Genomic DNA, 20,329 nt, shown 5'->3' on the forward strand with positions numbered 1-20,329 from the left:
GGTCGATTCCTTGAACTCATTGAGCGTGAGTGTGTTTCGCGCGGATCAACGCCAGACAGCCCTTGTCCCCCGGTGACACACGCAGCCAGGAGACTGTTGCCTGCAGACAGTCGGGCCGCAGTAGGCGTGACGGGTGTTGTGGCACAACGGTCCGTCGGCTAGTTACGGTGCCTGCTCGCCTACGATCTCAATCGGTTCCATGTCGCTTCCGATCCATTGCCACTTAGGTCTGTGCCCGAGGATCAGCAGTACCGCGTCACCGTACCGAAATGGGTCCGATAGCAGGGTTTCTAACCTCCGCAAATCTTCCTCGACCGCTGTGGCAGCCTTCTTTATTTCCACTGCGAGCAGATTCGAGTCATTGGTACCCCGGACATGGATGATTAGGTCCGGTCTCTCTCCGAACGGGCCGTTTTTGACAATCGCTTTCGGTCGTTTTCCTTGGCGGTTGTACTCGGCATCCACACGCAGCTTGCTACCCGGGCGCTCGATCGCATTGGCGAGGCTCTGACCGAGCCGGAATGCGATTGCTTGCTCATGTACCGCAGAAAGGACAAGCTCGCGCTCGGCTCGATACAGTGTCAGGATCGCACTATGGAGCAAGTCGCGGAGCTGCTGTTGGGTCGGGTAGCCATCACCGATAGGGTTCTTTTCATGAGAGTCGCCAGTTGATCGAGGCACCTCAATGGATGGGCTCACCGGGTTTGAAATTCGCGTCGCCAGTCTGTGACCCATCCACGCATGGCCGCGATGAGATCTGATGTCCTGTACTCAGCGAATGCTTCGTCGGTGATTTGCATCAACGTGCCGAGGGCGTGAGCGAACATGCGCGGCTCGGAGCCATCGTCAGCACTTTTGGTGAGAGAGCTCAGTCGGTCGCGGCTGTAGCGGCCGCTGGTGAGCGCGGTGCCGACACTCAGGAAGTCCCTGGGAAGTGCTCGCCTGTAGAGTGCGCACATCTTGTTGGCTACGGCATCGTCGGGGTGGAGGACCGTTCCGATGTCGAGCAGGACAGGAGGGTGTGCTCGCCAGTCGGCGCGGATGGCGTAGCCGCCAGCGAGGGCGAATCCTTGGTCGCCGGCCACCGCGAGCGCGATTTCTGCCAGCTTGCGATGGCGTGGCTCCACTGGATGCCTACGCCGAGGCCAGTCGGCTGAGTTGCGCGAGCTCAGGGAACCGGCTTTCCCAAGCGCGTTTGATCTGCTGAGGGAGCCAGATGTAGGACCAGAGCCGTTTGAGAACTGCCTCGTTGAGGTAGTGGTACAGGTCGGTCGGGCTGGCTGCTTCGTTGATCACCGTGCGGTAGAGGTCGACGATTCTTCCTGGCCGGTCGAGGTCGTACTCGGCACGGCCGGACCAATCGAGATGCGTTGGAAGGTTGACGACGCCGCTGGTCGGGCCCGTGAGCAGGTGCAGGTCCTCGGGCACGGCGACAGGCTTGTGGTATCTCGGCCCGCCCTGTGTCAGTTCCGGCATCTTCTCTCCCTCCTCTGGCATATTGCTTGTCTGGTCAGCTTACCGTCGGTGTCCGACTGGCAGCGCGCGACAAAGCGCATTTATTTCCGCAGGTCAACCGGTTTGTAGGACGGTGGTTATGGGCTACCGCTGGCCAACTACTAGCGGGTCGTCTCCACCGTCGGCGTGAAACCTGTTGAGGCAGAGTTGGTTCGGCGGGTCACCACACCCAGATGTGCCGCGACACGGTGCGCGGTTACCTGAGGCGGGAGATCGCCGCTGCGTGTGGACAGTTGTCAGCGGAGGACCTGGTTTCGTAGTTGCACCTGTCACTCGAGGGCGCGACTCTGGAGTTGGATCTCGGAACCCAATGTGTCAGCGGCTCAATAGTTTCGGCGAAGAAGGTGATTCCATCCGGCAATGCAACCGGTGGAGCGCAAAACTGGAACCTGTTGCGGTTTGTGCTGCATGATCGTCTCCAGCGAGGTTGATCCCTGGCTGTGCCGATTGAGACGAGCGAACAGAGGCCCGCAGATGACCACCTCGCACGATCCACCGCCGCGTGTGCAGTTGCCCGACGATTTCTTCCGCCGCGCATACGAGATCTACCCGAGCTTGCGGGAAGCCGGTGGTGTCCACGAGGTGACATTCCCCGGTGGTGGCACCGCTATTCTGATTACCGACTACAAGCTGGCTCGCCAGGCACTCGGCGAGGAGAGCCTGCGGAAAAACCCCGCCGCGACCACCAGCCCCGAGGTCAAGCAGTTCGCTGAGCTCACGTTGCCCGCGCTCGCGATGGCGGAGCGACTGCCGTGGTCGGATCCGCCCGAGCACACCCGCCTGCGGGCGCTGGTGGCCGACGCATTCACACCCCGGACCGTGGCCGCTCTCCTGCCACGGGTGCAAGAGATCGCCGAGAAACTGCTCACCGACCTCGCTGCGGCCGCCGACGAGCCGGTCGACCTGCTACCGGCGTACGCCACACCGCTGCCGGTGCAGGTGATCTGTGAAGTCCTTGGCGTCCCAGCCGCTGATCACCAGCAATTCGGGGAATGGGTGCAGACGATGTTGCTGTCCCAGAATCCGGGTCAGGAACGCGCTCGGGCAAGCAAGAAGTTCGCGTACTACCTCATGGGGCAGGTGAGTCTCCGCAGGCAGCGAGCCGATCTGGTGTCCTGGACTCCGGATGACCCGTTGCCGGCCGACCTGCTCGGCACGTTGATCATCCGCTGTGATGCCGCGGTCGCAGCGGACCCCCCGATCGCCGAGCTGCCGACCGCCGACCGAATCGCCGCGGCCGACCGGGCCATCGCAACGAATACCACCGTGCTTCTGGCTGCCGGGTACGAAACCACGCGTGGGTTGATTGCCAACAGCATCATGCTCCTGACACCCGAGCTCCGCGACGAACTCGTCGCCGACCCGGATCGTATCGACACCTATGTCGAGGAGGTGCTGCGCATCGCAAGCCCAGGACCGTTCGCCACCATGCGGTACACCACCGCGCCATTGGTGCTGGGGCAGTTCGAGATTCCGCCGGGCCGGGTGGTCATCGTAGGGCTCGGCGCGGCCAACACCGATCCCGCGGTCTTCGACGACCCCCTGCATGTGCACTTGGGCGACCGCTCCGGCCCGATCCATCTCGCGTTCGGTCTCGGCATGCACTACTGCATCGGTGCACGACTGGCTCGGCTCGAAGGGCAGGTGGCGCTGCGAGCTCTACTGGCGCGCTACCCCGACTTGTCTCTCGCCGCTGCCCCCGCCACCCTCCCGATGGTCGAGTCGATACTGACGGCAGGGCCGCAGTACCTGCCGGTCCGGCTCGCTCCCGCTCCGGTTTGAGGGCACGTCGCGCCATCGCTCGGCACTGATGCCGACTACTAGGATTCGTAATCCGCCGGCCATCTACCGAATTCGAATGGACATGACCGCAGAGCAGATCACCGGGGCGAGCGAAGATGGCTCCACGCCCGAAGCCCCCGACCGCCGAAACGTGGTGTCTAGTAGACCGGCGCTGACAGTCGGCCAAGCGGCGGTGCGGGATCGGCTGGCCAAGGCCCGGATCGAAGCCGAGCCCCGACTCAGTCAGCAAGATCTCGCCGACCTCACCGGACTGTCGGTCGCGACGATCAAGGCTTACGAGTCCGGTGCCAGGAAGGTGACTCATCGCACCTTGGCAACGGTCGCCGCCGTGCTGGAACTACCTGATCTGCACAGTCTGGAAGAGATTCTGGTCCAAGGCATTCAGCTCCAGCACGCGGTGCCGGGCGCACAGATCGTCCCGGAACCGCGCGACAAGGCATGGGTGCACAGCATGTCCTTCCCTGCCGCGCTGCTGATCCCGGGACTCCTGTGGGTGCTCGAGGCGAATGCCGCCTATGAACGGCTCCACCCCGGCGTTCGGGCCGGCAGCTCGTTTCTGGAGTGGCTGGTCCTCGACCCTCGATCGAAACACGTGCTGAGCGAAGATTGGTGGCCGGAAACGCATCTCGGTGTCTGGACGGCCATCCAGTTACGGCACCATTTCGTCGGACAGGCCGATCTGCAGGCGCTCGACAGGATGTCCAGGGCGCCGGAATTCCAGATCATGTCGACCCGGCCTGCGGCACGTTTCTACGCCAGCCGCGCGCGACTGCACCTGCGCGATCACACCGGCCAGCAGTACTACTACGTCAACGTCCACCGAGACGCCAATCCGCTGCCCCGCTCCGGCACGCCGGCACTGCCACCGGTGCTCTTTCATTCGCTGATTCCCGTCGAGACGCGGTAGCACCGTTGGTGTCCGCCAGCTGCCGAACAGGCGGTTCTTCGAAAGGCGTTGGGGCGTACGGAAAGTGCTACAAGTTGTAGACATTCTTTCGTCCGGCTTTCTGAAAAGTCGCTGGCCGCGCACGGGGCCGCGCGGAATGGTCCGCGAGACGGTTGACAAGCGTCGTGCGTCGTCAAAGACTGCACCCATGACGAGTGAAAAGCCTTAGGGCGCAAACTTTTAACGATCCGATCCTCTGATCGGATCACCGCGCGATGCCAGGGCATGCGCGAGCAAGCCGTTGCAAGGTTGACGGCTCGAATCATTATCTCGGCACGCCGACTCCGCACATCGGAGGATCGGCGGCACCGCGCCGTCCGGTCGACTAGCCCGCCCCCGACTACACCACATTCGCCATACCGATGACGTTCTCGCCTTTGAAGGTGTACCGCCTGGCTCGAGCAAGTACGGTCCCCAATCTGGAGGGGAGGGGACCGCACTGCGTGCTGGCCAGACGGTGCACCTTGAGGGGCGAGAACCATCGGCCCTTTTCGACGGGTTGACGTGGACAGCGGAACCCGTACCAGCCGACAGCTTGCACGGCCGCGGTCGGGTGCGAGTGTGCAAAGGCAGGCGAGCCAGTTCGGGTCGGATACCGGCTTGTGGAGATGCGCAGCTCTGCTGCACTCTGCGCGTTCACTATTGGAGTCGTAACCCACGCGGTTACCTATTCCATTGCGATGGCGCTGCGCGTCGCTGCAGGCGATCCTCGACCGCCCACAAAGGGGCGAGGCGGGCGTTGACGATCGACGAGTGCTGAGCCAGCCCGCATATGCGTCGCATAACTGTGCTCAGTGGCCGAGCCCCGGTCTGCCGGGCACGTGGTTGAGGTCGGTCCTAACACGAGTGGTCGCTTGGTTGGTGGACGTGGCGGGATGTGCGTGAGATGCTTTCGCGATTCGATCGCGGGGGACGCGACGTGAGCCGAGGGGGAGTCGAAGTGGATTGCTTTGTGGGACCATCGCCTGCGCTGAATACCGCACCGGTGGAAGACCGTCGGCAATGTGCGGCGGGCTTGTCTGCGAGTCGGTCAGCCGGTGACGCGCTGCATCCCGAGCGGTCGCAGCGGTCGGGCAGGCCGGCTCCGCGTCGCATGCTGCGTGCTGGGCACCTCGGGTCGCGTCTCGATGGCGAATCGGATAGCGAGGCAAAGGAATTCGCTCATCGCGTGGTGCGATGCGCCCTGGAAGTACTCGATCGTCACCGACCGGTCGCGCAGCTCGGCCACATTGCTGACCCGGCGGTGGTGTCGGTGGTGCGCACAGTGATCAAGGGTGGCTTTGTGCCTGGGGCTGAATTGGGCACGGCGGTACTGAGACGGGTCGACGTCGTGATGGTCAACGGTGCTGCTGCGGAGGTGTGCGCCTCGTACGACCGAGGACACCGTCATTTCGCGCTTGCCGCACGCATTGCCCGCACTCGCGCCGGCTGGCGGCTGACCGCTCTCCGTGTGCTGTGACAGCACGCATTCGGTGTGGTCGTGGCCGTTGATTCGGTCGACCTGACGGGCTCGGCGGGTTCACGGCGTTCCTGGCTGGAATCGCGCGCGAACCTTAACGTTGCGATAGCAACGATAACGACGTCGCCGACGAGATTTCGGCCCACATTCGCAGCTTTATCGTTGCTATCGCAAGCTTAAGACGCCGCGGTGATGGGTGGAGACGGGAGATCAGCGCGAGTCTGCTCCGGCCCGCCGCTCGTAGCGGGAACGTGCGCGGAGGTAGGCGGTGTGCAGTAGTTCGCGGGTCACGGTGTCGGTGCGGGTGCCGGGGTTCACGACGGCGAGCCAGGCTGCGGTGCCGTAGATGGGGTGGGGGATGACGGTGTCGGTGGCGCTGTGGTCCACATCCGCGGTGATTGCTTCGCGCGGCTGGTGACCGGTGTGGTCGATGAAAGCGTCTTTTCCTGCGGCGATATTGACTCGGAAGGTATCGGCGCGGTTCAGGCGCGAGTTCTGGTCGTCGGGGTAGTCCTTCGTGACGATGGTGGCGAAGGGCTGGGTGTTGGTGGGGACGACGCCGTCGGGGGAGTAGTAGAAGAAGGTGTCGCCCCAGCTGATCTCCGGCCACTGGTCGCCGGCGGCGGGGCGGAGAATCAGTACGCCGTCGAGGGCTGCCACGAAGTCGATGATCTCGTCTATGGTCATGGTTCCAGCGTGTCATTCAAGTGCTTGTGTGGACTTTGGGCACGGTCGCTAGGAGTTCTGTTTGCGAAACCTCAACTCGCAGGTCATGCGCACCGTAGATGTCGCACGCCGGGTCGGGTACTCGGTGCAGCAGGTGCGCAACCTCGAACGCGAGGGCGTCCTGCCGCCTGCGACACGTACTCCGGGCGGACACCGGGTTTATGGGGAGGTGCACCTCCATGCGGCGCTTGCTTACCGGGCACTCGCGGCTGCGACTGACCCGACCGAAGCCAAGAAGATTCTGCGGACTCTCCACACGGGCCCGCTCGCGACAGCCCTCGCCCTGCTCGACGCCGCGCACGCAAGACTGCACGTTGAGCGCATCGAACTCGGCCACGCCCAACAGGCCGCCGCATCGATCTCCTTCGAGCCGATCGTCGACGTACACAGCGCCGATTCGATGAGCATCACCGAACTCGCCGACGCCCTCGGCATCCGCACATCGACGTTGCGGCATTGGGACGCAGAAGGTCTGGTCATCCCAGAACGCAGCCGAACCCAACAGGGAGCACGGCACTACACCCCCGCGCAGGTTCGGGACGCCCGTATCGTCCATCAACTCCGCAAAGCCGGCTACCCGATCACACACCTCCGAGCCGTACTGCCCGAGCTGCGCCAGGCCCACCGATCCGACGACGTGCAGTCCGCCTTAGCCGCCCGGGACGCCACCCTCGCGATGCGTTCCACAGCGTTCCTCGACGCCGCCGCAGCCCTGCACGCCGTGATTTCATCCCCTGCTGTCACGGTTCCGGACCAGGCCGCTGACCGCTAGCCGACTGGCTGCGGCGAGGCTCACAATTCGCTTCTGAGCATGGGAAATGCTGCCGGCTACGAAAAATATAGTTTCGCGAACCAGCCTATGGCTACTCCTGAGAGAACGCCGGTATGGCCTGCCGACGCCGATGGGGGCGTTGGTGGCGGTCGGCGGGATCGGAGTTCGCCAAATTCTTGGCTGACTGTCACGACAGCGGGAAGGAACCACATATATGTTGATGCTCACCCCCACCGCCATCGAGGTCGTTCGCACTATTACGTCGGCGGAAGGCACACCGGAGGATGCCGGGCTGCGCATCTCCACGGCCGACGGCGCGGAAACGCTGCAGCTCGAGGTAGCCGCGGTACCGGCTGAGCAAGACCAGATCCTGACCGCCGAAGGGTCACGCATCTTCCTGGACGAGGATGCCGCGGCGTTCCTGGACGACAAGGTTCTCGACACGGGTCAGGACGCCAACGGGCAGGGTGGTTTCGTCATCGCCCAGCAGGCGCAGTACACCTGAGTTTTCGGGATGCGCGGGTGTCGTGCGGATCGACCGGTCGGTGACAATGACGGTCGACCCGCACGACACCGCTCTGCAAGGCGCAGAACGTGTTTCGAAGCCAGCAGAAGCGCTATGCAACGAGCGCGAGACGCGCCCGCGGCCCGGCCCCGCTCACCCGCTTCGCCAACCGGGCAACAGCCTCGGCGACTCGCTCCGGCTGCTCGAGAATGACCGAGTGCCCAGCCCCCTCGACCAGCACCAGATCCGAATACTCGACGCCCGCCGCCATAGCGATGGAATGCGAGGGGGGCGTCATCAAATCCGCTGTCCCGCAAAGTATTAACGCGGGAATCTTCGAGAGCACCGCAAGCGCATCGGTGCGGTCATAGTCCATGAACGAGCTCAAGAAGCCGGCCATCGTCACGATCGGCGTCGCGTTGTGCATGGCGTTGGCGAGAGCGAGTACGCGCGCGCTGACCTTGCGATCACCGAACTCGGCCATCCGGATGATGGGCGCGAAAACTTTGCAGGCCAACAACTTCGCATGGTGCATCAGCACCGGAGCCCGTCGAACCGCAGCCTGGAACACCGAGATCACCGGGTTGCGCAGCAGCCGCCCGAAGCCCGCGTCGGCCAGCCCACTGGCCGCGGTCGCGATGAGTGCGACGCCGACGATCCGAGTGCCGATCTCGTGCGGTCGCTGGCTGACGTAGGTCAGTACGGTCATGCCGCCCATCGAGTGGCCGACGAGCACCACCGGGCCGGTCGGCGCGACGGCGTCGAGCACGTCGCGCAGGTCGTGCCCGAGCTGCTCGAGGTGATAGGTCTGCCGGGACGCCGCGGCGGAGTCACCGTGCCCACGGTGGTCGTAGCAGACGATTCGGGCACCGGGGTGCTGGCGCCGTAGCGCGTCGCGCACATCGGTCCACGACTCGGTGCGCAGGCAATGCCCGTGCAGGAGAACGACGGTGAGCTCCGCATTACGCGGCCCGTATTCCCGAACCGCAAGCGCCACACCGTCTTCGGTCGACACCGTCGCACGGCGTGCTGCCGAGGTAGCAATGGTGCTCGAGATCGACATCGGAGGCTCCGGGTTCGCTGGTGGTGACTTCTTCAACTGTCCACCGCAACGTCCGCCATTTTCAGATCCCCGAGTGCTGGGCCCGATCCCCCAAGGTGGAGCAGACCGCCACCAAGGGTGTGCACGGATCTATGCTCTGGATCGCCGTTCCAACTCCACTCACGATTAGGGATACCGATGCCCGCAGGTTCCAGGCGCGCCTACCGCACCGGCATGTCGCGCGACATGATCGTGGCGGCCGCGACGGCCCTGACGGCCGAGCGGGGGCTCGACGGCTGGAGCATGCGTGAACTCACCGCCCGTCTCGACACGTCGCTGTCGGTGATCTATCACCACGTCGGCGACCGGGCGAAGGTCTGCGCGGCCGTCGTCGACCGGGTGTACGCCATGATGGACCTGACGATTGATGACACCGACTGGCGGTCGATGCTGCACAGCGTGCTGTCGGCCATGATCGACCACTTGCCGCAATGGCCCGGTGTCGCCACCTGGCTGTTGCACAACGGCCCGCAGACCGACCAACTCCTGCCGACGCTCGCCACCGGGATGCGGCTGATGGTCGAAGCGGGGTGGGGGGAGGAGTCTGCCGTCGCGTACTCCACCGCCTTCGACACCTGTCTCGGGCTGATCGCGATCGGCGACCAGCAAGCGCACGTCGACAGCGGGGCGGGGTTGGCGGGCCTGCTGACCATGCTCGAATCGCATCCCGCCGCGGGAACCGGCACCGAGGAGATGCGGCGGATGGTCGCCCGCTTCGAGGGTGATCGCGCCGTGCGCGACGCTATGCAGCGGGAGTTCTGCCGATACGCGCTCGACCGGGTGCTGGACGGGCTCGCTGTTCGGTTGGCCGAGCTCGGTGCATCGAGGCAGTAGGCCGACGTGTTTCGGTCACCTCGGTGCTCGACCGGAGGCGCTGGATCGCACGGCGGGCGCGGGCAGTTGCCGCGTAATCCGCAGTAGCCCTGCGCTATTCGACGGCCTTTGGGTGTGTTGACGTCAACACTCTTGCATTCGTCGGAGTCATCTATACACTCTGAATTGAAACACTGATCTAATTTGCGAGGGGCCGGATGACTACGGCAGTGCGAGATGACGCGACGGTGGCTGAGGCGGCGCAGCCGGAACAGAAGCGCGGCGGATTGGGTGTCGTACTCGCGCCTGTCCGTGGTCGGCTGGCGGTGGCGGGGGTGCTCCAGCTGCTGGGATCGCTGGCCGGACTCGCGCCGTATCTCGCGATTGTTGAGATCGCCCGTGAGTTCCTCGGCGATGACGCGGTGGATCGCGACCGGATCTGGACGTTCGTGGCGGTGGCGGCCATCGGTTTCGTCATCCGCACGGTGTGTGCGGGGTTCGCGTACACGCTGAGCCACACCGCGGATGCCGATGTGGGCCTGCAGATCCGGCGCAGCACGGCGCTGCGGCTGAGCCGAGTATCGCTCGGCTGGTTCTCCGAGCACAGCTCCGGTCGGGTCAAGCGAGCGCTGTCCGATGATGTCACCGCCGTGCACCACGTGGTGGCGCACGCGATCAACGATCTGGTGGCCGCCGTGGTCACTCCCGTTGTGGCACTGGGCTATCTGTTCTTCCTCGACTGGCGGTTGGCGGCGCTGTGCCTGGCGCCGCTGGTGCTGTGGTTCGGCTTGGTGGCGTACATGGAGCGCGGCGAAGGGGCGCGGATGGCGCGCTGGAACGCGGAGGTGGACAAGGTCAACTCGGCCATGGTCGAGTTCGTCGACGGCATCGCGGTCGTGAAGGCGTTCGAGCGAGCCGGACGTGAGGCCCGCTACCAGCGCGCAGGCGACGATCTCGCGCGTTTCTTCAGCGAGTGGGCCGGACCGACGCGGCGGCTGGATGCGCTTGCGTCCATGATGATTTCGCCACCGGTGCTGTTGGTGGTCGCCCTCGGTGGGGGTATGTGGTTGCGGGCGGAGCCGGTCGAGCTCATCGCATTCGTGATGTTGGCGGTGGGGCTCGGGGCGCCGGTGCTGGCGCTCGGCTTCGGCGCGATCGCGATGCAGCAGGCGACCGCCGCCGCCGGGCGCGTCGCCGAACTGCTCGCGACCCCTGAGCTGCCGCGAGTCGCTGATCCGTCGGTGCCGAGCGGGGCTCGCGTCGAATTCGATTCTGTGCGTTTCTCTTACGACGGGCAGGCGGCCGTGCTCGACGGTGTCGACCTAGTGCTGGAGCCAGGCACGGTCACCGCGCTGGTAGGCGCGTCGGGTTCGGGGAAGTCGACAATGGCGCGTCTGCTGCCACGCTTCTGGGATGTCGATGGGGGCGCTGTCCGGATCGGTGGCGTCGATGTACGGCATATCGCGGAACGGGAACTGTATCGCCGGGTCGGGTTCGTCTTTCAAGAAACGTCGTTGCTGCGCACCAGCATTCGCGACAACATCGCGCTCGGACGGCCGGATGCCGGCTTCGCCGAGGTCGAGGCCGCCGCGCGGGCGGCGCAGATCCACGAGCGCATCACGGCCTTACCGCGCGGCTACCACAGCGTTGTCGGCGTGGATGCGCAGCTCTCCGGTGGTGAGGCGCAACGGATCTCGATCGCGCGAGCGTTGCTGGCCGATGCGCCCGTGCTGGTGCTTGACGAGGCGACGGCCTTCGCCGATCCGGAATCCGAAGCGGCGGTGCAGGACGCGCTGTCGCGCCTGGTGACCGGTCGCACCCTGCTGGTGATCGCCCACCGCCTGTACACGATTCGCGGTGCGGACCGCATCGTTGTTCTCGCACACGGCCGAGTGCTCGAAGCAGGCACCCACGACGAACTCCTCGCAGCCGATGGTGAGTACGCGCGGATGTGGGCGACCCAGCGGCACGACACGGTCGCTGTTGCTCCCGCCGGCTCGGCTCAGTTGGCTTATGGAAAGGAATCAGTATGATCCGCAAGCTCTTTCGGATCGTCTATCCGGACGATCGAGCACGGTTCATTCGATGGGTGGGGCTGATAGTCGCCTTCTCGGTGCTGCAGGGCGTCTGCCTACTACTCGTGGTTCCCGTGCTGCGTCCGCTGCTGGACGGCGATCGGGACGCCGCGGCACCGTGGTTGACCGCCCTCGCCGCGGCGACGGTCGTGACGTGCGTGGTGTTCTATGCGCAGGCCATACATGGCCAGCGGATCGCCGACAGCCTGCTGGCCGGGATGCATCACCGCGTCGGCGACCATCTGGCCAAGTTGCCGTTGGGCTGGTTCGGTACCGACCGGACCGGTCGGCTGACGCACACCATGACGCAGGGAACGATGAGCATCCTCGGTGTGCCTGCGCACCTGATGCAACCGGTGGTCAGCGCAGTGGTGACTCCGGCGGTCGTGGCCGTCGGAATGCTGCTGTTCGATTGGCGGCTCGGAGTGGCGTTGGCCCTCTCCGGTGTGGTGCTACTTGCCGCATACCGCTGGTCGCAGCACGCCCTCGCGCGCAGTTTCGGCGCGGTCGACGACGCTGCGGTCGAGGCGGCCGGGCGCGTTGTGGAATTCGCGCAATGCCAACCGGTGCTGCGGGCCTTCGGCCGCACCGGCACCGACAATCATCTGCTGGACAACGCGCTGGTCGGGGAGCGTCGCGCCTTCGGTGAGCTGAGCCGGAACGCGGTCTCCGCCCTGCTCGTGTTCTCCGTCGCCGTGCAGGCGGTGTTCGTCGCGCTGATCACCGTCGGCGTCGCCCTCGCGCTGGGCACCTCGCTCGATGCCGCCGAGTTGATCGCGTTGCTCGTACTCGTCACTCGGTTCGTCGGCCCACTGGTCGAGATCATGGACCACGGGGCGGCGTTGCGGGTGGCCGCGGAGAACATCGATCGGATCGACGAGGTCCTTGCGGTGCCCACGCTGCCGGAAGGTGCAGTGACACAGGTGGTTACACCCGGCGCGGTGAGTTTCGAGAACGTCGGTTTCAAGTACGGCGATCGACCGGTGCTGCGGGACATCGGTTTCGAGGCAGGGCCCGGCACGCTGACGGCCATCGTCGGCCCGTCTGGAGCGGGTAAGACAACGCTGCTGCGGCTGGCCGCGCGCTTCTGGGATGTCGACGCCGGCACGGTCCGGGTCGGCGGTGTCGACGTGCGTGAGCTGACCACCGAGGCGCGAATGAGCCAGCTGGCCATGGTGTTTCAGGACGTGTACCTCTTCGACGACACCATCGAGGCCAACATCCGCCTCGGCCGGCCCGAAGCCACCGACGCGGAGATCCGCGACGCCGCCCGGCTGGCCCGCGTAGACGAGATCGTCGAACGTCTCCCCGACGGCTGGCACACCCGCGTCGGCGAAGGCGGTGTCAGCCTGTCCGGTGGTGAACGCCAACGGGTTTCGATAGCCAGGGCACTGATCAAGCAGGCCCCGATCGTGCTGCTGGATGAAGCCACCGCGGCACTCGACCCGGACAACGAGGCGGCGGTAGTTGACGCGATCCGCGTACTCGCCCAGCAGCGCACCCTCCTGGTCGTCGCCCACCGCCTGCACACCATCGCCGCCGCCGACCAGATCCTGGTGCTCGACAACGGACGAATCGTCCAGCGCGGCAACCACGATGAGCTGATCTCGCAAGAGGGAAAGTACGCCGACTTCTGGCGGGAACGCGAACGGGCACAGGGATGGCGGTTGACGGTATAGACGGGCCGTGATTCGGTGCGAAGCTGCGCTCTCTGCGCCGTTGGGCATCGAAGAGTGCCACCGCTGGAAGTCAGCGGGTGAGCAAGGTGATGACCACGGTGGACACCGTTGTGATGATCGGAGTCAGCGTCACGATCCATAGTCGGATTCGTTCGTCACGGGACTGCCACCTGCGGTTGCCTGGAGGCTCCGAATCTCCGGGATCGCCGTGTGGCTCTCCGGGCGGGCCCGGCCTACTGCTGTCGTTCGCGTCGTCCATGCGAACCCCCCTTTATGGTGGTCTTTCCACCGCGTCGGGACGGGGTAGCGGGGCAGAACAGCTTGCGTCGGATTCCGTCCTGTAGGAGCCTTCGGTCGCCGCTCGCAGGGTGTGAAGATCGGCTCCGCACGCCCCGCTAGTTAAAACCTATAGTCGGCTAATGGCTGCGTCAACATACCTACGGTATGTTTTGTGGGCACCTTTAAGGGGGCTGGTCCGATCTGTCGAGGGTCGAGCATCAAGGTCCTCTTGGGACCTGGACGGTGGGCAACTGCGCGGACGGTACTGTGCAGAGGACGCTGGCGGAGGGCATCGACATGGTGCGTCTGGCTTCAGAACCCGATGATGTGCCCCTCAAATCTAATGCAGCTAGGGGCTATTGGTTCGTTCGTGTCACGCGGCGATGGTTGGGCAAGCCTGCGGCGGAGGCCCGTCTGTCCGTGCTGCGGAGCTAGAGCTGATCGGCTCGGCCTGCGTATCGGACTATGCTGCGCTCGATCCGAGTGCGCTCGATAGGAGGGACCGTGGTGCTTGGAGTGGGCGAGTCGTTTGCCGAGTACCTCGTCGAGGATGTGCTCGGGCGCGGCGGTATGGGCACTGTCTATCGGGCTCGCCATCCGCGCCTGCCGCGACTGGTTGCGCTCAAGCTGCTGCACCGTGCGGTGTCCGAGGACGAAGAGTTGCGTCGCCGCTTCGAACTCGAAGCGAATGTTGTTGCACGCCTGGACCATCCTGGCATTGTCGGAATCTATGATCGCGGCACGGAGGATGGGCATCTCTGGATCTCCATGCAGTACATCGCCGGTACGGACGCTGCGCGGTTGGATCCCCAAGCGGCATCGCCGGAACAAGTCCTGCAAATCGTCGCCGATACCGCGGAGGCCCTGGACTATGCGCACGGCCGAGGAGTGCTGCATCGCGACATCAAGCCCGCGAATATCCTGCTGTCCGAAGCGAAATTCGGCCGTGGCCCGCGGGCGATCCTCACCGACTTCGGTATCGCGCGATTGCTCGATGCCGACACCAAATTGACCGCCACCGGGACTTTCACCGCCACTCTCGCGTACGCGTCGCCGGAGCAGCTATCCGGTGAGCAGGTGGATCACCGGGCCGACCAATACTCGCTCGCTTGTACGCTTTTCACCCTGCTGGCCGGACAGTCACCCTACCCCGCAACCAACCCGGGCCAGATCATCGCCGGACATATCACCAAACCGGTGCCACGGCTCAGCAGCCGTCGCCCCGATCTACCATCGGCGCTCGATGATGTGATCGGGCGCGCGATGGCCAAGCAGCGGCACGAAAGATTCGCCAGCTGTCGCCAATTCGCGGAAGCAGCGACGACGGCGTTGCATGGAGGGCCCGCTGTGCCGGGTAATTGGGCACTCCCCACAGTGCGCAACCCGGGGCTCGAACCGATTCCGTCCACCACTACCGAGGACGATCCACGGCGTCGCCTCGCCCCGACCGTGCTGAATCGCCCTGATCCGATTCGCCGCGCGGGTGACTCGGGGTATCCGTGCCACATGTCGCCGGTGGCGGACCCTAGCCAACCGTCTGGTTTTGCCCCCAAAACCGCCGCTGCGTTCGCCCTGGTTTTCGGTCTGATCGTCGCAGTGCCCGCAGTCGCCGCGGTGATCGAGCTGGTGTCCGGTCGTGCGACGGGGCCGGGCTACAACCAGACCGCCGAGCTGGTCATCACTGCGATCGTCGCCACCGCGCTGTCGTCGTTGCTGATCGGTGGTTCTATCGGGCTGTTGGCACGAAAGCGAGCCGGACGTCTAGCAATTGTATTCGGTTCTGCCATCACCACACTGGGCGGTTTTGTTGCCGTCGGTGGGAGTCTCGTCGGTCGTGAGTATGGTGCCCTGTTGGCTTTCGTTCCCGCACTGTTGTTTTCGCTGATCGTCGTGGGATGCGCAACATCGCGCTCGACCACTCGATGGCTCGCACACATACGCGCAGCCGGATGAAGACGTTTGTCGCTCGCTCTCGGATACCAGACGCGCTGATTCGCAATAGCGTTGGCAGGTAGCGCGAATGGTCCTGAGGCGCACGAAAGGTGGGTCTCGTCGAGCGAGACCCACCTTCGCGTGTCGGGTTCCTACTTCAGCGTGATGTCATCCGCGTTGTAAGAACCTTGGCCGTACCAACCGTGGACCCAGATGGTGACCTTCGTGGTGGAAGGTCCGGTGGTGAACTTGGTCGAAAGTTGTTGGTAGGCACCGTTGGTTCCCGGTGTCCAGGTGGACGTGTCAGTGGTGCCGGAGCCGGTGACACCGAGGTAGACGTACTTGCCGTTGACCCAGGCCGACAGCGTGTACGTGCGGTTCGGTTCGACGGTGATCTCCTCGGAGCAGCGGGCGGTGTCACTGCTGCTTGCCGCGCCGGTGAGGGCGTTCTTTCCACCGTGCACCGCGGCGGTGGTGATCGAGCCGAGGTTGCCCGCGCACGACCACGGGGACAGGGCGCCGGTCTCGAAATCGCCGTTGATCACACCGTTTCCGTTCGGCGGTGTGGTCGTTGTCGTAGAGGTGGGCGGTGTGGTTGTCGTAGAGGTGGGCGGTGTGGTTGTTGTGGAGGTAGGCGGTGTGGTTGTTGTTGAGGTGGGCGGGGTCGTGGATGTCGGCGGGTTGCAGTTCGTCGCGGTACCGTCGACGGTCTTGACCACCTGGTTGAACAGGGTCGACGCCGGATCCAGATTCTCCAGCGAGTACATCATCGCGCCGCCGAGACCCTTGCAGTGCAGGTAGTCCGACTTGGCTTGGATGGATCGCAGCGAGTCGCCGCCCCACCAGTTGGTGCCGTCGTAGAAGAAGGCGGCCTGGGCGACGGGGTCGTAGAAGGTGCGCGACGGATTGTCGACGACGCCGGCCAGCTCTTTGTACATCCGGATGCCGGGGACGTTGCCGGAGGACGGACCGCCGGGTGCCGGACCTGTCGCAGGTTGGAACAACCCATTGCTGTTGCCCGCGGGCACACCGGTCCAGCCGCGGTAGTAGAACGGATATCCGATGGTCAGTTTGTTCGCCGGGAAGCCGCCGGGGATGCCGTATGAGCTGTCGCCGGTGGTCCATGCGCTGATCGCCGCGTCGATGTTGTACTTCCCGTTGCCCGGCGGGACCGGTGCCATCGGGTCGTCCGGCCTGCTGTAGATCGGGTCCTGGAAGTTTGTGGGCCCCTTGGCATCCCAGGCGCCGTGCATGTCATAGGTCATGACGTTGACGAGGTCCAGGTACTTGCCGAGGTTGTTGGTCTCGTAGTGGCGGATCTTGTCCTGGCCCGCCGCCACCGCAGCGGTCAGTGCGTAGCGTTTGCCGTCGACCGCGCCCTGCGCGTCCAGCTGCTTGCGCAATTCGGCCGTCAGCAGCGTGAAATTCGCCCTGTCCGCAGCCGAGGCGTGGTTACCCACATGGCCGCCGCCGCCCGGGTACTCCCAGTCCAGGTCGAGCCCGTCGAAAACACCCTTGCCGGTGCCCGGACCGCCGTAGCCGTCCATCTTCGGCAGGTTTCCCTTGATGAACATGTCGATGCAGGAGGAAGCGAACTTCTTGCGCGCGGCGTCGGTCGCGGACACATCGGAGAAGAACTTCGAGTACGTCCAACCGCCGATCGACAACAGCACCTTCAGGTTCGGGTGCTTGGCCTTCAGCTGCTTGATCTGCTTGAAGTTGCCGACGATCGGGTCGTCCCACTTGTCCGCGGTGCCGTCGACACTCATCGACGCGTCGTGGGACTTGCCGTAGTCGGCGAACGCGTCACCCGCGCCGTCGCCGGCATTCGGGTTGTTCTCGTCCTGGCTCGCCGCCTTGTTCGCCTCGAAACAGGTGTGTTCTGTCGGGTGGATGTTCGCGAACGCGTACATCATGTAGTCGAGCTTGGCCGCCATACCCGAGGTATCGACGTTCTTGAGGTAGAAGCGGTTCTCGTAAACCGACCACTGGTTGTAGTAGGCGATCTTGACACCGCCGGAGGTCGCGCCGACCGACGCCGTGTGCACCGGCGCGGCATTGGTGAACCCCACCAACACCGCCGATATGCCGATCACCAGACTCGCGACCGTGGCGATGAGCCCCGTATGTTTCGCGGTTCGCATGGGTCCTCCCTATGGGGACGTTGTATCGGTCCCCGATGAACCGAATCGCTTAGGTCAGCGAATCGGCCACCACGACACCCAATTTCGGTGATTGCGCGCGGCGACAGCCCGAACAAAGGAGGCAAGCGAGAACCGAGAACTGTTGTGCAAGAGGGTGTCCCGGCCAACAGCAGACCGGTCTGCCGTCACTGCCGGAACAACCATTTGAATCATGACACGAAAAGTCACCGGCGAATCCCCAGTGTAAGAGTGGGGATTTCGGCGCGTCAGTGGGTATTTACTTCCCCAGTTGCGCGGACGGGGGAGCTGAGGATTATTGTGCGCGGCGGTTATTCAACTATTTCGATGCGACCAGCCGGTAGTGGTCTTGCTGAGGCCTTGTCGCAAACCTCTGATTTCACGTTCGCCATTACGGGATGGCTTGATGTTGTTGCGTATTATGCAAACGTCGGCGTGTGTTGCCGGAAAACAGCCGTGCAAGTTATGTGAGGCTGCCATGACCGAGTAACCGTTCGTTCACTCTGATCCCGGCGGCCCGCTGCAGCCGAACGTCTGGTCATCACGAGGATCGTCGCCCTGATCGTGGTAGCGGCACTGGCCGCTGGAACGCTGGTGGGAGTCATCACCACACACCTGTGCCGGCCCAGCGTGTCGGCAACACCGCCGACTCCCACCTTCGTCATCGGATTGGCCAGTGGCGGAACTGATCGAGTCGGCCCTTGGTCGCTGACCCCCTCCGACTCGAGCGTCATCGGACCCGCCAACCGTTTCGTGGTGCCGGTGGTCGCCAAGAATTTCACCGAATTGCCCGCATATCCGGAGAACTTGCGGTTTCTTCGACGCCATTCGCAATGACAAAGGCAATTCGAGTGGACGCCACGGAGTGGAGATACGCCCATCGAGTCCGTCATCGCCACCAACCTCTTACGCTCTCATGATCGGCTACTCACTACCTCGCGTGTTCTGGGACATCCCATTCCCGGCCTCTGACAACCGAGCCCTGAATTCGACGCCGTGCGGCGGTGGTACCGCAATTCTTCTGTCGTGCGCCTCTTTTCGTGGCGCGGCGTGCAATGCCCCGTCGGACCTGGCTGAACCGGCGGGTTACCGCCTTCGCTGACCCCACAGCCGCTACCCTCGGAGGAAAACACTGCGTGGGAGGCGCTTTGAGCGACGTCGGATCGTTGTGGAAAGCCTTGGATGAGCAGTTGCTGCCGTTGCTCCGCCGATACCGCCGCAACCTCGGCTCGATGCAGGTCGGTACGAAAGCCGACGACACGTTGTTGTCCGAAGCAGACCTGGCGGCTCAGACGACCATCATCGAAACCATCGGGAGACACTTTCCCGGGTCGCGCTTCGTCGCGGAAGAAGACGAGGCGGAGCTGCCCAGCTCGGGTGAACCGACCTGGATCATCGACCCGATCGACGGTACGAGTGAGTTCATCACACCCGGCGGACGCGAATTCTGCAGTGTTCTATGCCTTCTCGAAGCCGGTGTGCCGACTGCGGCGTATGTCCTTGCGCCGGAGTTGGGTGTTGATCGCGTACCCATCTCGATCCATTGGTCGGGTGCGGTGCTGGTGAACGGAGCAACCGCTGAGCCGGTTGGCCCTACGAAGACACCGAGGCGGGCCTCGGTCACGCGAAGTAAGAACACTGTCGCGCGGAAGTTCGAGGCCGATCTCGCCGACATCGGATGCGTCATGAAGACCCGCACCACCTCCCAAACCTTGGACATGGTCAGAACCTGCATCGACCTCTCCACTTGGACCGAGCACCGAAACATCAGTTCGACCTGTTCTACCGGCCCGATCAGAAAGTCTGGGATGGGGCTGCGGGCATCGGTCTGGTGACGGCGATGGGTCGCACAGCGACCGACGACCACGGGATCAGCCCGTTACCGCTCGATGAGCAGTTTCTGAACCAACGCGAGCCGACATTCCCCGAAACGATTGCCAGCGACCCCGATTGCGTGCAGTGGTTCGTCGACTTGCTGGCGGAGTCACGGAGCGGCTGATGTCGAATCGTGTCGCCTCGCCTTGATTTCCCTCCCGCGGCACTCGGGAACCCTGGAAAGTCTGCATCAGAAGTTCCTTTACCGCGAGTTCGTCAGCGGTATGTGAGGTGTCCCGAGGACAGCGGGGAAACGCCTACGTGCGGTTCTTGGCGGGGCGGTTGGTGGCGGCGCGGCGCTCGGCTTCCTTGGCGGCGATTCGCTCGTTTTCCTTGAGGACCTCGGCGTAGTTCTCGCGTTCGCGGACCAACCATTCCGGGGGGTCGGCGAGGAGGGCGGCGATCTCGTCGGCGGTGAGGGCGTCGGAGACCTGGGCGCGGGAGAGGCCGGAGTTGGAGACGCCGAGTTTGCGGGCGGTGACGTCGCGGGGGAAGGGACCGGTGCGGCGGAGTTCGGTGAGCCACTCCGGCGGGTCGGTGCGGAGGGCTTCGAGGTCGGCGCGCGAGAGGGGGGTGTTTTGGAAGGATTCGGGGGCCGCGGGGAGGTAGATGCCGAGCTTGTTGGCTGCGGTCAGGGGCTTCATCAGCTGGGGGTTCGGGTCCGGGCTCACTGAGACAGCGTATCG

Annotated in this window: 19 protein-coding genes; 11 read left to right on the top strand and 8 right to left on the bottom strand. The window is 64.4% G+C overall.

Annotation, left to right across the window (positions count from 1 at the left end; translation table 11 throughout):
- Positions 1-162: 162 nt before the first annotated feature.
- From NN4_RS10240 to NN4_RS10250, 3 genes are read right to left on the bottom strand one after another with little or no spacing between them, the layout of a single operon-like run.
- Positions 163-699 (bottom strand): hypothetical protein, encoded by a 537-nt coding sequence (locus NN4_RS10240; RefSeq protein ID WP_147129692.1) that lies wholly within the window; start codon positions 697-699, stop codon positions 163-165.
- Complete coding sequence (locus NN4_RS10245) at positions 696-1,127, bottom strand: hypothetical protein (RefSeq protein ID WP_222595016.1); 432 nt, start codon at positions 1,125-1,127, stop codon at positions 696-698. The genes NN4_RS10240 and NN4_RS10245 overlap by 4 nt, the downstream gene beginning before the upstream one ends.
- A gap of 7 nt (positions 1,128-1,134) precedes the next feature.
- Positions 1,135-1,476, bottom strand: coding sequence for a hypothetical protein (locus tag NN4_RS10250; RefSeq protein ID WP_147129693.1), 342 nt, complete (start codon positions 1,474-1,476; stop codon positions 1,135-1,137).
- A 513-nt stretch (positions 1,477-1,989) separates the two neighbouring features.
- Between NN4_RS10250 and NN4_RS10255 the strand changes: the two genes are divergently transcribed.
- From NN4_RS10255 to NN4_RS10265, 3 genes are all read left to right on the top strand, one after another.
- Positions 1,990-3,297, top strand: coding sequence for a cytochrome P450 (locus NN4_RS10255; protein ID WP_186818347.1), 1,308 nt, complete (start codon positions 1,990-1,992; stop codon positions 3,295-3,297).
- A gap of 76 nt (positions 3,298-3,373) precedes the next feature.
- Positions 3,374-4,225, top strand: a complete 852-nt coding sequence (locus tag NN4_RS10260) for a helix-turn-helix domain-containing protein (RefSeq protein ID WP_186818348.1) — start codon at positions 3,374-3,376, stop codon at positions 4,223-4,225.
- A gap of 1,132 nt (positions 4,226-5,357) precedes the next feature.
- Entirely contained in the window at positions 5,358-5,723 is a 366-nt protein-coding gene (locus tag NN4_RS10265; protein ID WP_147129696.1) for an Rv3235 family protein, read from the top strand.
- A 210-nt stretch (positions 5,724-5,933) separates the two neighbouring features.
- Here NN4_RS10265 and NN4_RS10270 read toward each other — a convergent pair whose 3' ends face one another.
- The gene (locus tag NN4_RS10270; protein ID WP_147129697.1) at positions 5,934-6,410 is read right to left on the bottom strand and encodes a DUF6194 family protein; all 477 of its coding nucleotides are present in this window, start codon (positions 6,408-6,410) and stop codon (positions 5,934-5,936) included.
- Between the two features lie 85 nt (positions 6,411-6,495).
- On the opposite strand from NN4_RS10270, the gene NN4_RS10275 reads away from it, so the two are divergent.
- Both NN4_RS10275 and NN4_RS10280 read left to right on the top strand, forming a co-directional pair.
- Entirely contained in the window at positions 6,496-7,221 is a 726-nt protein-coding gene (locus tag NN4_RS10275; protein ID WP_246180806.1) for a MerR family transcriptional regulator, read from the top strand.
- A gap of 214 nt (positions 7,222-7,435) precedes the next feature.
- On the top strand, positions 7,436-7,726 hold the full coding sequence (locus NN4_RS10280) for a hypothetical protein (protein ID WP_107658355.1): 291 nt from the start codon (positions 7,436-7,438) through the stop codon (positions 7,724-7,726).
- 112 nt (positions 7,727-7,838) lie between these two features.
- Here NN4_RS10280 and NN4_RS10285 read toward each other — a convergent pair whose 3' ends face one another.
- Positions 7,839-8,789, bottom strand: coding sequence for an alpha/beta fold hydrolase (locus NN4_RS10285; protein ID WP_147129699.1), 951 nt, complete (start codon positions 8,787-8,789; stop codon positions 7,839-7,841).
- A gap of 177 nt (positions 8,790-8,966) precedes the next feature.
- Between NN4_RS10285 and NN4_RS10290 the strand changes: the two genes are divergently transcribed.
- From NN4_RS10290 to NN4_RS10300, 3 genes are all read left to right on the top strand, one after another.
- Positions 8,967-9,662, top strand: a complete 696-nt coding sequence (locus NN4_RS10290) for a TetR/AcrR family transcriptional regulator (protein ID WP_147129700.1) — start codon at positions 8,967-8,969, stop codon at positions 9,660-9,662.
- A 197-nt stretch (positions 9,663-9,859) separates the two neighbouring features.
- Entirely contained in the window at positions 9,860-11,674 is a 1,815-nt protein-coding gene (locus tag NN4_RS10295; protein ID WP_147129701.1) for an ABC transporter ATP-binding protein, read from the top strand.
- A complete protein-coding gene (locus tag NN4_RS10300) occupies positions 11,671-13,395 on the top strand; it encodes an ABC transporter ATP-binding protein (RefSeq protein WP_147129702.1) in 1,725 nt (574 codons plus the stop codon). Before NN4_RS10295 ends, NN4_RS10300 begins: the two co-directional genes overlap by 4 nt.
- A gap of 70 nt (positions 13,396-13,465) precedes the next feature.
- Here the strand turns inward: NN4_RS10300 and NN4_RS10305 are convergent, their stop codons facing one another.
- Positions 13,466-13,654 carry a hypothetical protein gene (locus NN4_RS10305; protein ID WP_147129703.1) on the bottom strand — a complete coding sequence of 63 codons (189 nt, stop codon included), beginning with the start codon at positions 13,652-13,654 and terminating at the stop codon, positions 13,466-13,468.
- A 485-nt stretch (positions 13,655-14,139) separates the two neighbouring features.
- Between NN4_RS10305 and NN4_RS10310 the strand changes: the two genes are divergently transcribed.
- Entirely contained in the window at positions 14,140-15,627 is a 1,488-nt protein-coding gene (locus tag NN4_RS10310; RefSeq protein ID WP_147129704.1) for a serine/threonine-protein kinase, read from the top strand.
- A 131-nt stretch (positions 15,628-15,758) separates the two neighbouring features.
- Here NN4_RS10310 and NN4_RS10315 read toward each other — a convergent pair whose 3' ends face one another.
- A complete protein-coding gene (locus NN4_RS10315) occupies positions 15,759-17,750 on the bottom strand; it encodes a glycosyl hydrolase family 18 protein (RefSeq protein ID WP_147129705.1) in 1,992 nt (663 codons plus the stop codon).
- A 582-nt stretch (positions 17,751-18,332) separates the two neighbouring features.
- Here NN4_RS10315 and NN4_RS10320 point away from each other — a divergent pair.
- Both NN4_RS10320 and NN4_RS10325 read left to right on the top strand, forming a co-directional pair.
- A complete protein-coding gene (locus tag NN4_RS10320) occupies positions 18,333-18,605 on the top strand; it encodes a hypothetical protein (RefSeq protein WP_147129706.1) in 273 nt (90 codons plus the stop codon).
- A 311-nt stretch (positions 18,606-18,916) separates the two neighbouring features.
- Positions 18,917-19,603: an inositol monophosphatase family protein gene (locus NN4_RS10325; RefSeq protein WP_246180807.1), complete on the top strand. Its 687-nt coding sequence runs from the start codon at positions 18,917-18,919 to the stop codon at positions 19,601-19,603.
- A 297-nt stretch (positions 19,604-19,900) separates the two neighbouring features.
- Here NN4_RS10325 and NN4_RS10330 read toward each other — a convergent pair whose 3' ends face one another.
- Positions 19,901-20,314 (bottom strand): DUF5997 family protein, encoded by a 414-nt coding sequence (locus NN4_RS10330; protein ID WP_135232407.1) that lies wholly within the window; start codon positions 20,312-20,314, stop codon positions 19,901-19,903.
- Positions 20,315-20,329 lie beyond the last annotated feature (15 nt).

The sequence above is a fragment of the Nocardia ninae NBRC 108245 genome (assembly GCF_007990755.1).
In the GTDB taxonomy this organism is placed as follows: domain Bacteria; phylum Actinomycetota; class Actinomycetes; order Mycobacteriales; family Mycobacteriaceae; genus Nocardia; species Nocardia ninae.

Coding starts and splice junctions, on each gene's coding strand:
- NN4_RS10300 (WP_147129702.1), top strand. CDS start 11,671: ATGATCCGCAAGCTCTTTCGGATCGTCTATCCGGACGATCGAGCACGG.
- NN4_RS10295 (WP_147129701.1), top strand. CDS start 9,860: ATGACTACGGCAGTGCGAGATGACGCGACGGTGGCTGAGGCGGCGCAG.
- NN4_RS10250 (WP_147129693.1), bottom strand. CDS start 1,476: ATGCCGGAACTGACACAGGGCGGGCCGAGATACCACAAGCCTGTCGCC.
- NN4_RS10265 (WP_147129696.1), top strand. CDS start 5,358: ATGCTGCGTGCTGGGCACCTCGGGTCGCGTCTCGATGGCGAATCGGAT.
- NN4_RS10285 (WP_147129699.1), bottom strand. CDS start 8,789: ATGTCGATCTCGAGCACCATTGCTACCTCGGCAGCACGCCGTGCGACG.
- NN4_RS10305 (WP_147129703.1), bottom strand. CDS start 13,654: ATGGACGACGCGAACGACAGCAGTAGGCCGGGCCCGCCCGGAGAGCCA.
- NN4_RS10290 (WP_147129700.1), top strand. CDS start 8,967: ATGCCCGCAGGTTCCAGGCGCGCCTACCGCACCGGCATGTCGCGCGAC.
- NN4_RS10280 (WP_107658355.1), top strand. CDS start 7,436: ATGTTGATGCTCACCCCCACCGCCATCGAGGTCGTTCGCACTATTACG.
- NN4_RS10315 (WP_147129705.1), bottom strand. CDS start 17,750: ATGCGAACCGCGAAACATACGGGGCTCATCGCCACGGTCGCGAGTCTG.
- NN4_RS10260 (WP_186818348.1), top strand. CDS start 3,374: ATGGACATGACCGCAGAGCAGATCACCGGGGCGAGCGAAGATGGCTCC.
- NN4_RS10310 (WP_147129704.1), top strand. CDS start 14,140: ATGCTGCGCTCGATCCGAGTGCGCTCGATAGGAGGGACCGTGGTGCTT.
- NN4_RS10270 (WP_147129697.1), bottom strand. CDS start 6,410: ATGACCATAGACGAGATCATCGACTTCGTGGCAGCCCTCGACGGCGTA.
- NN4_RS10275 (WP_246180806.1), top strand. CDS start 6,496: ATGCGCACCGTAGATGTCGCACGCCGGGTCGGGTACTCGGTGCAGCAG.
- NN4_RS10255 (WP_186818347.1), top strand. CDS start 1,990: ATGACCACCTCGCACGATCCACCGCCGCGTGTGCAGTTGCCCGACGAT.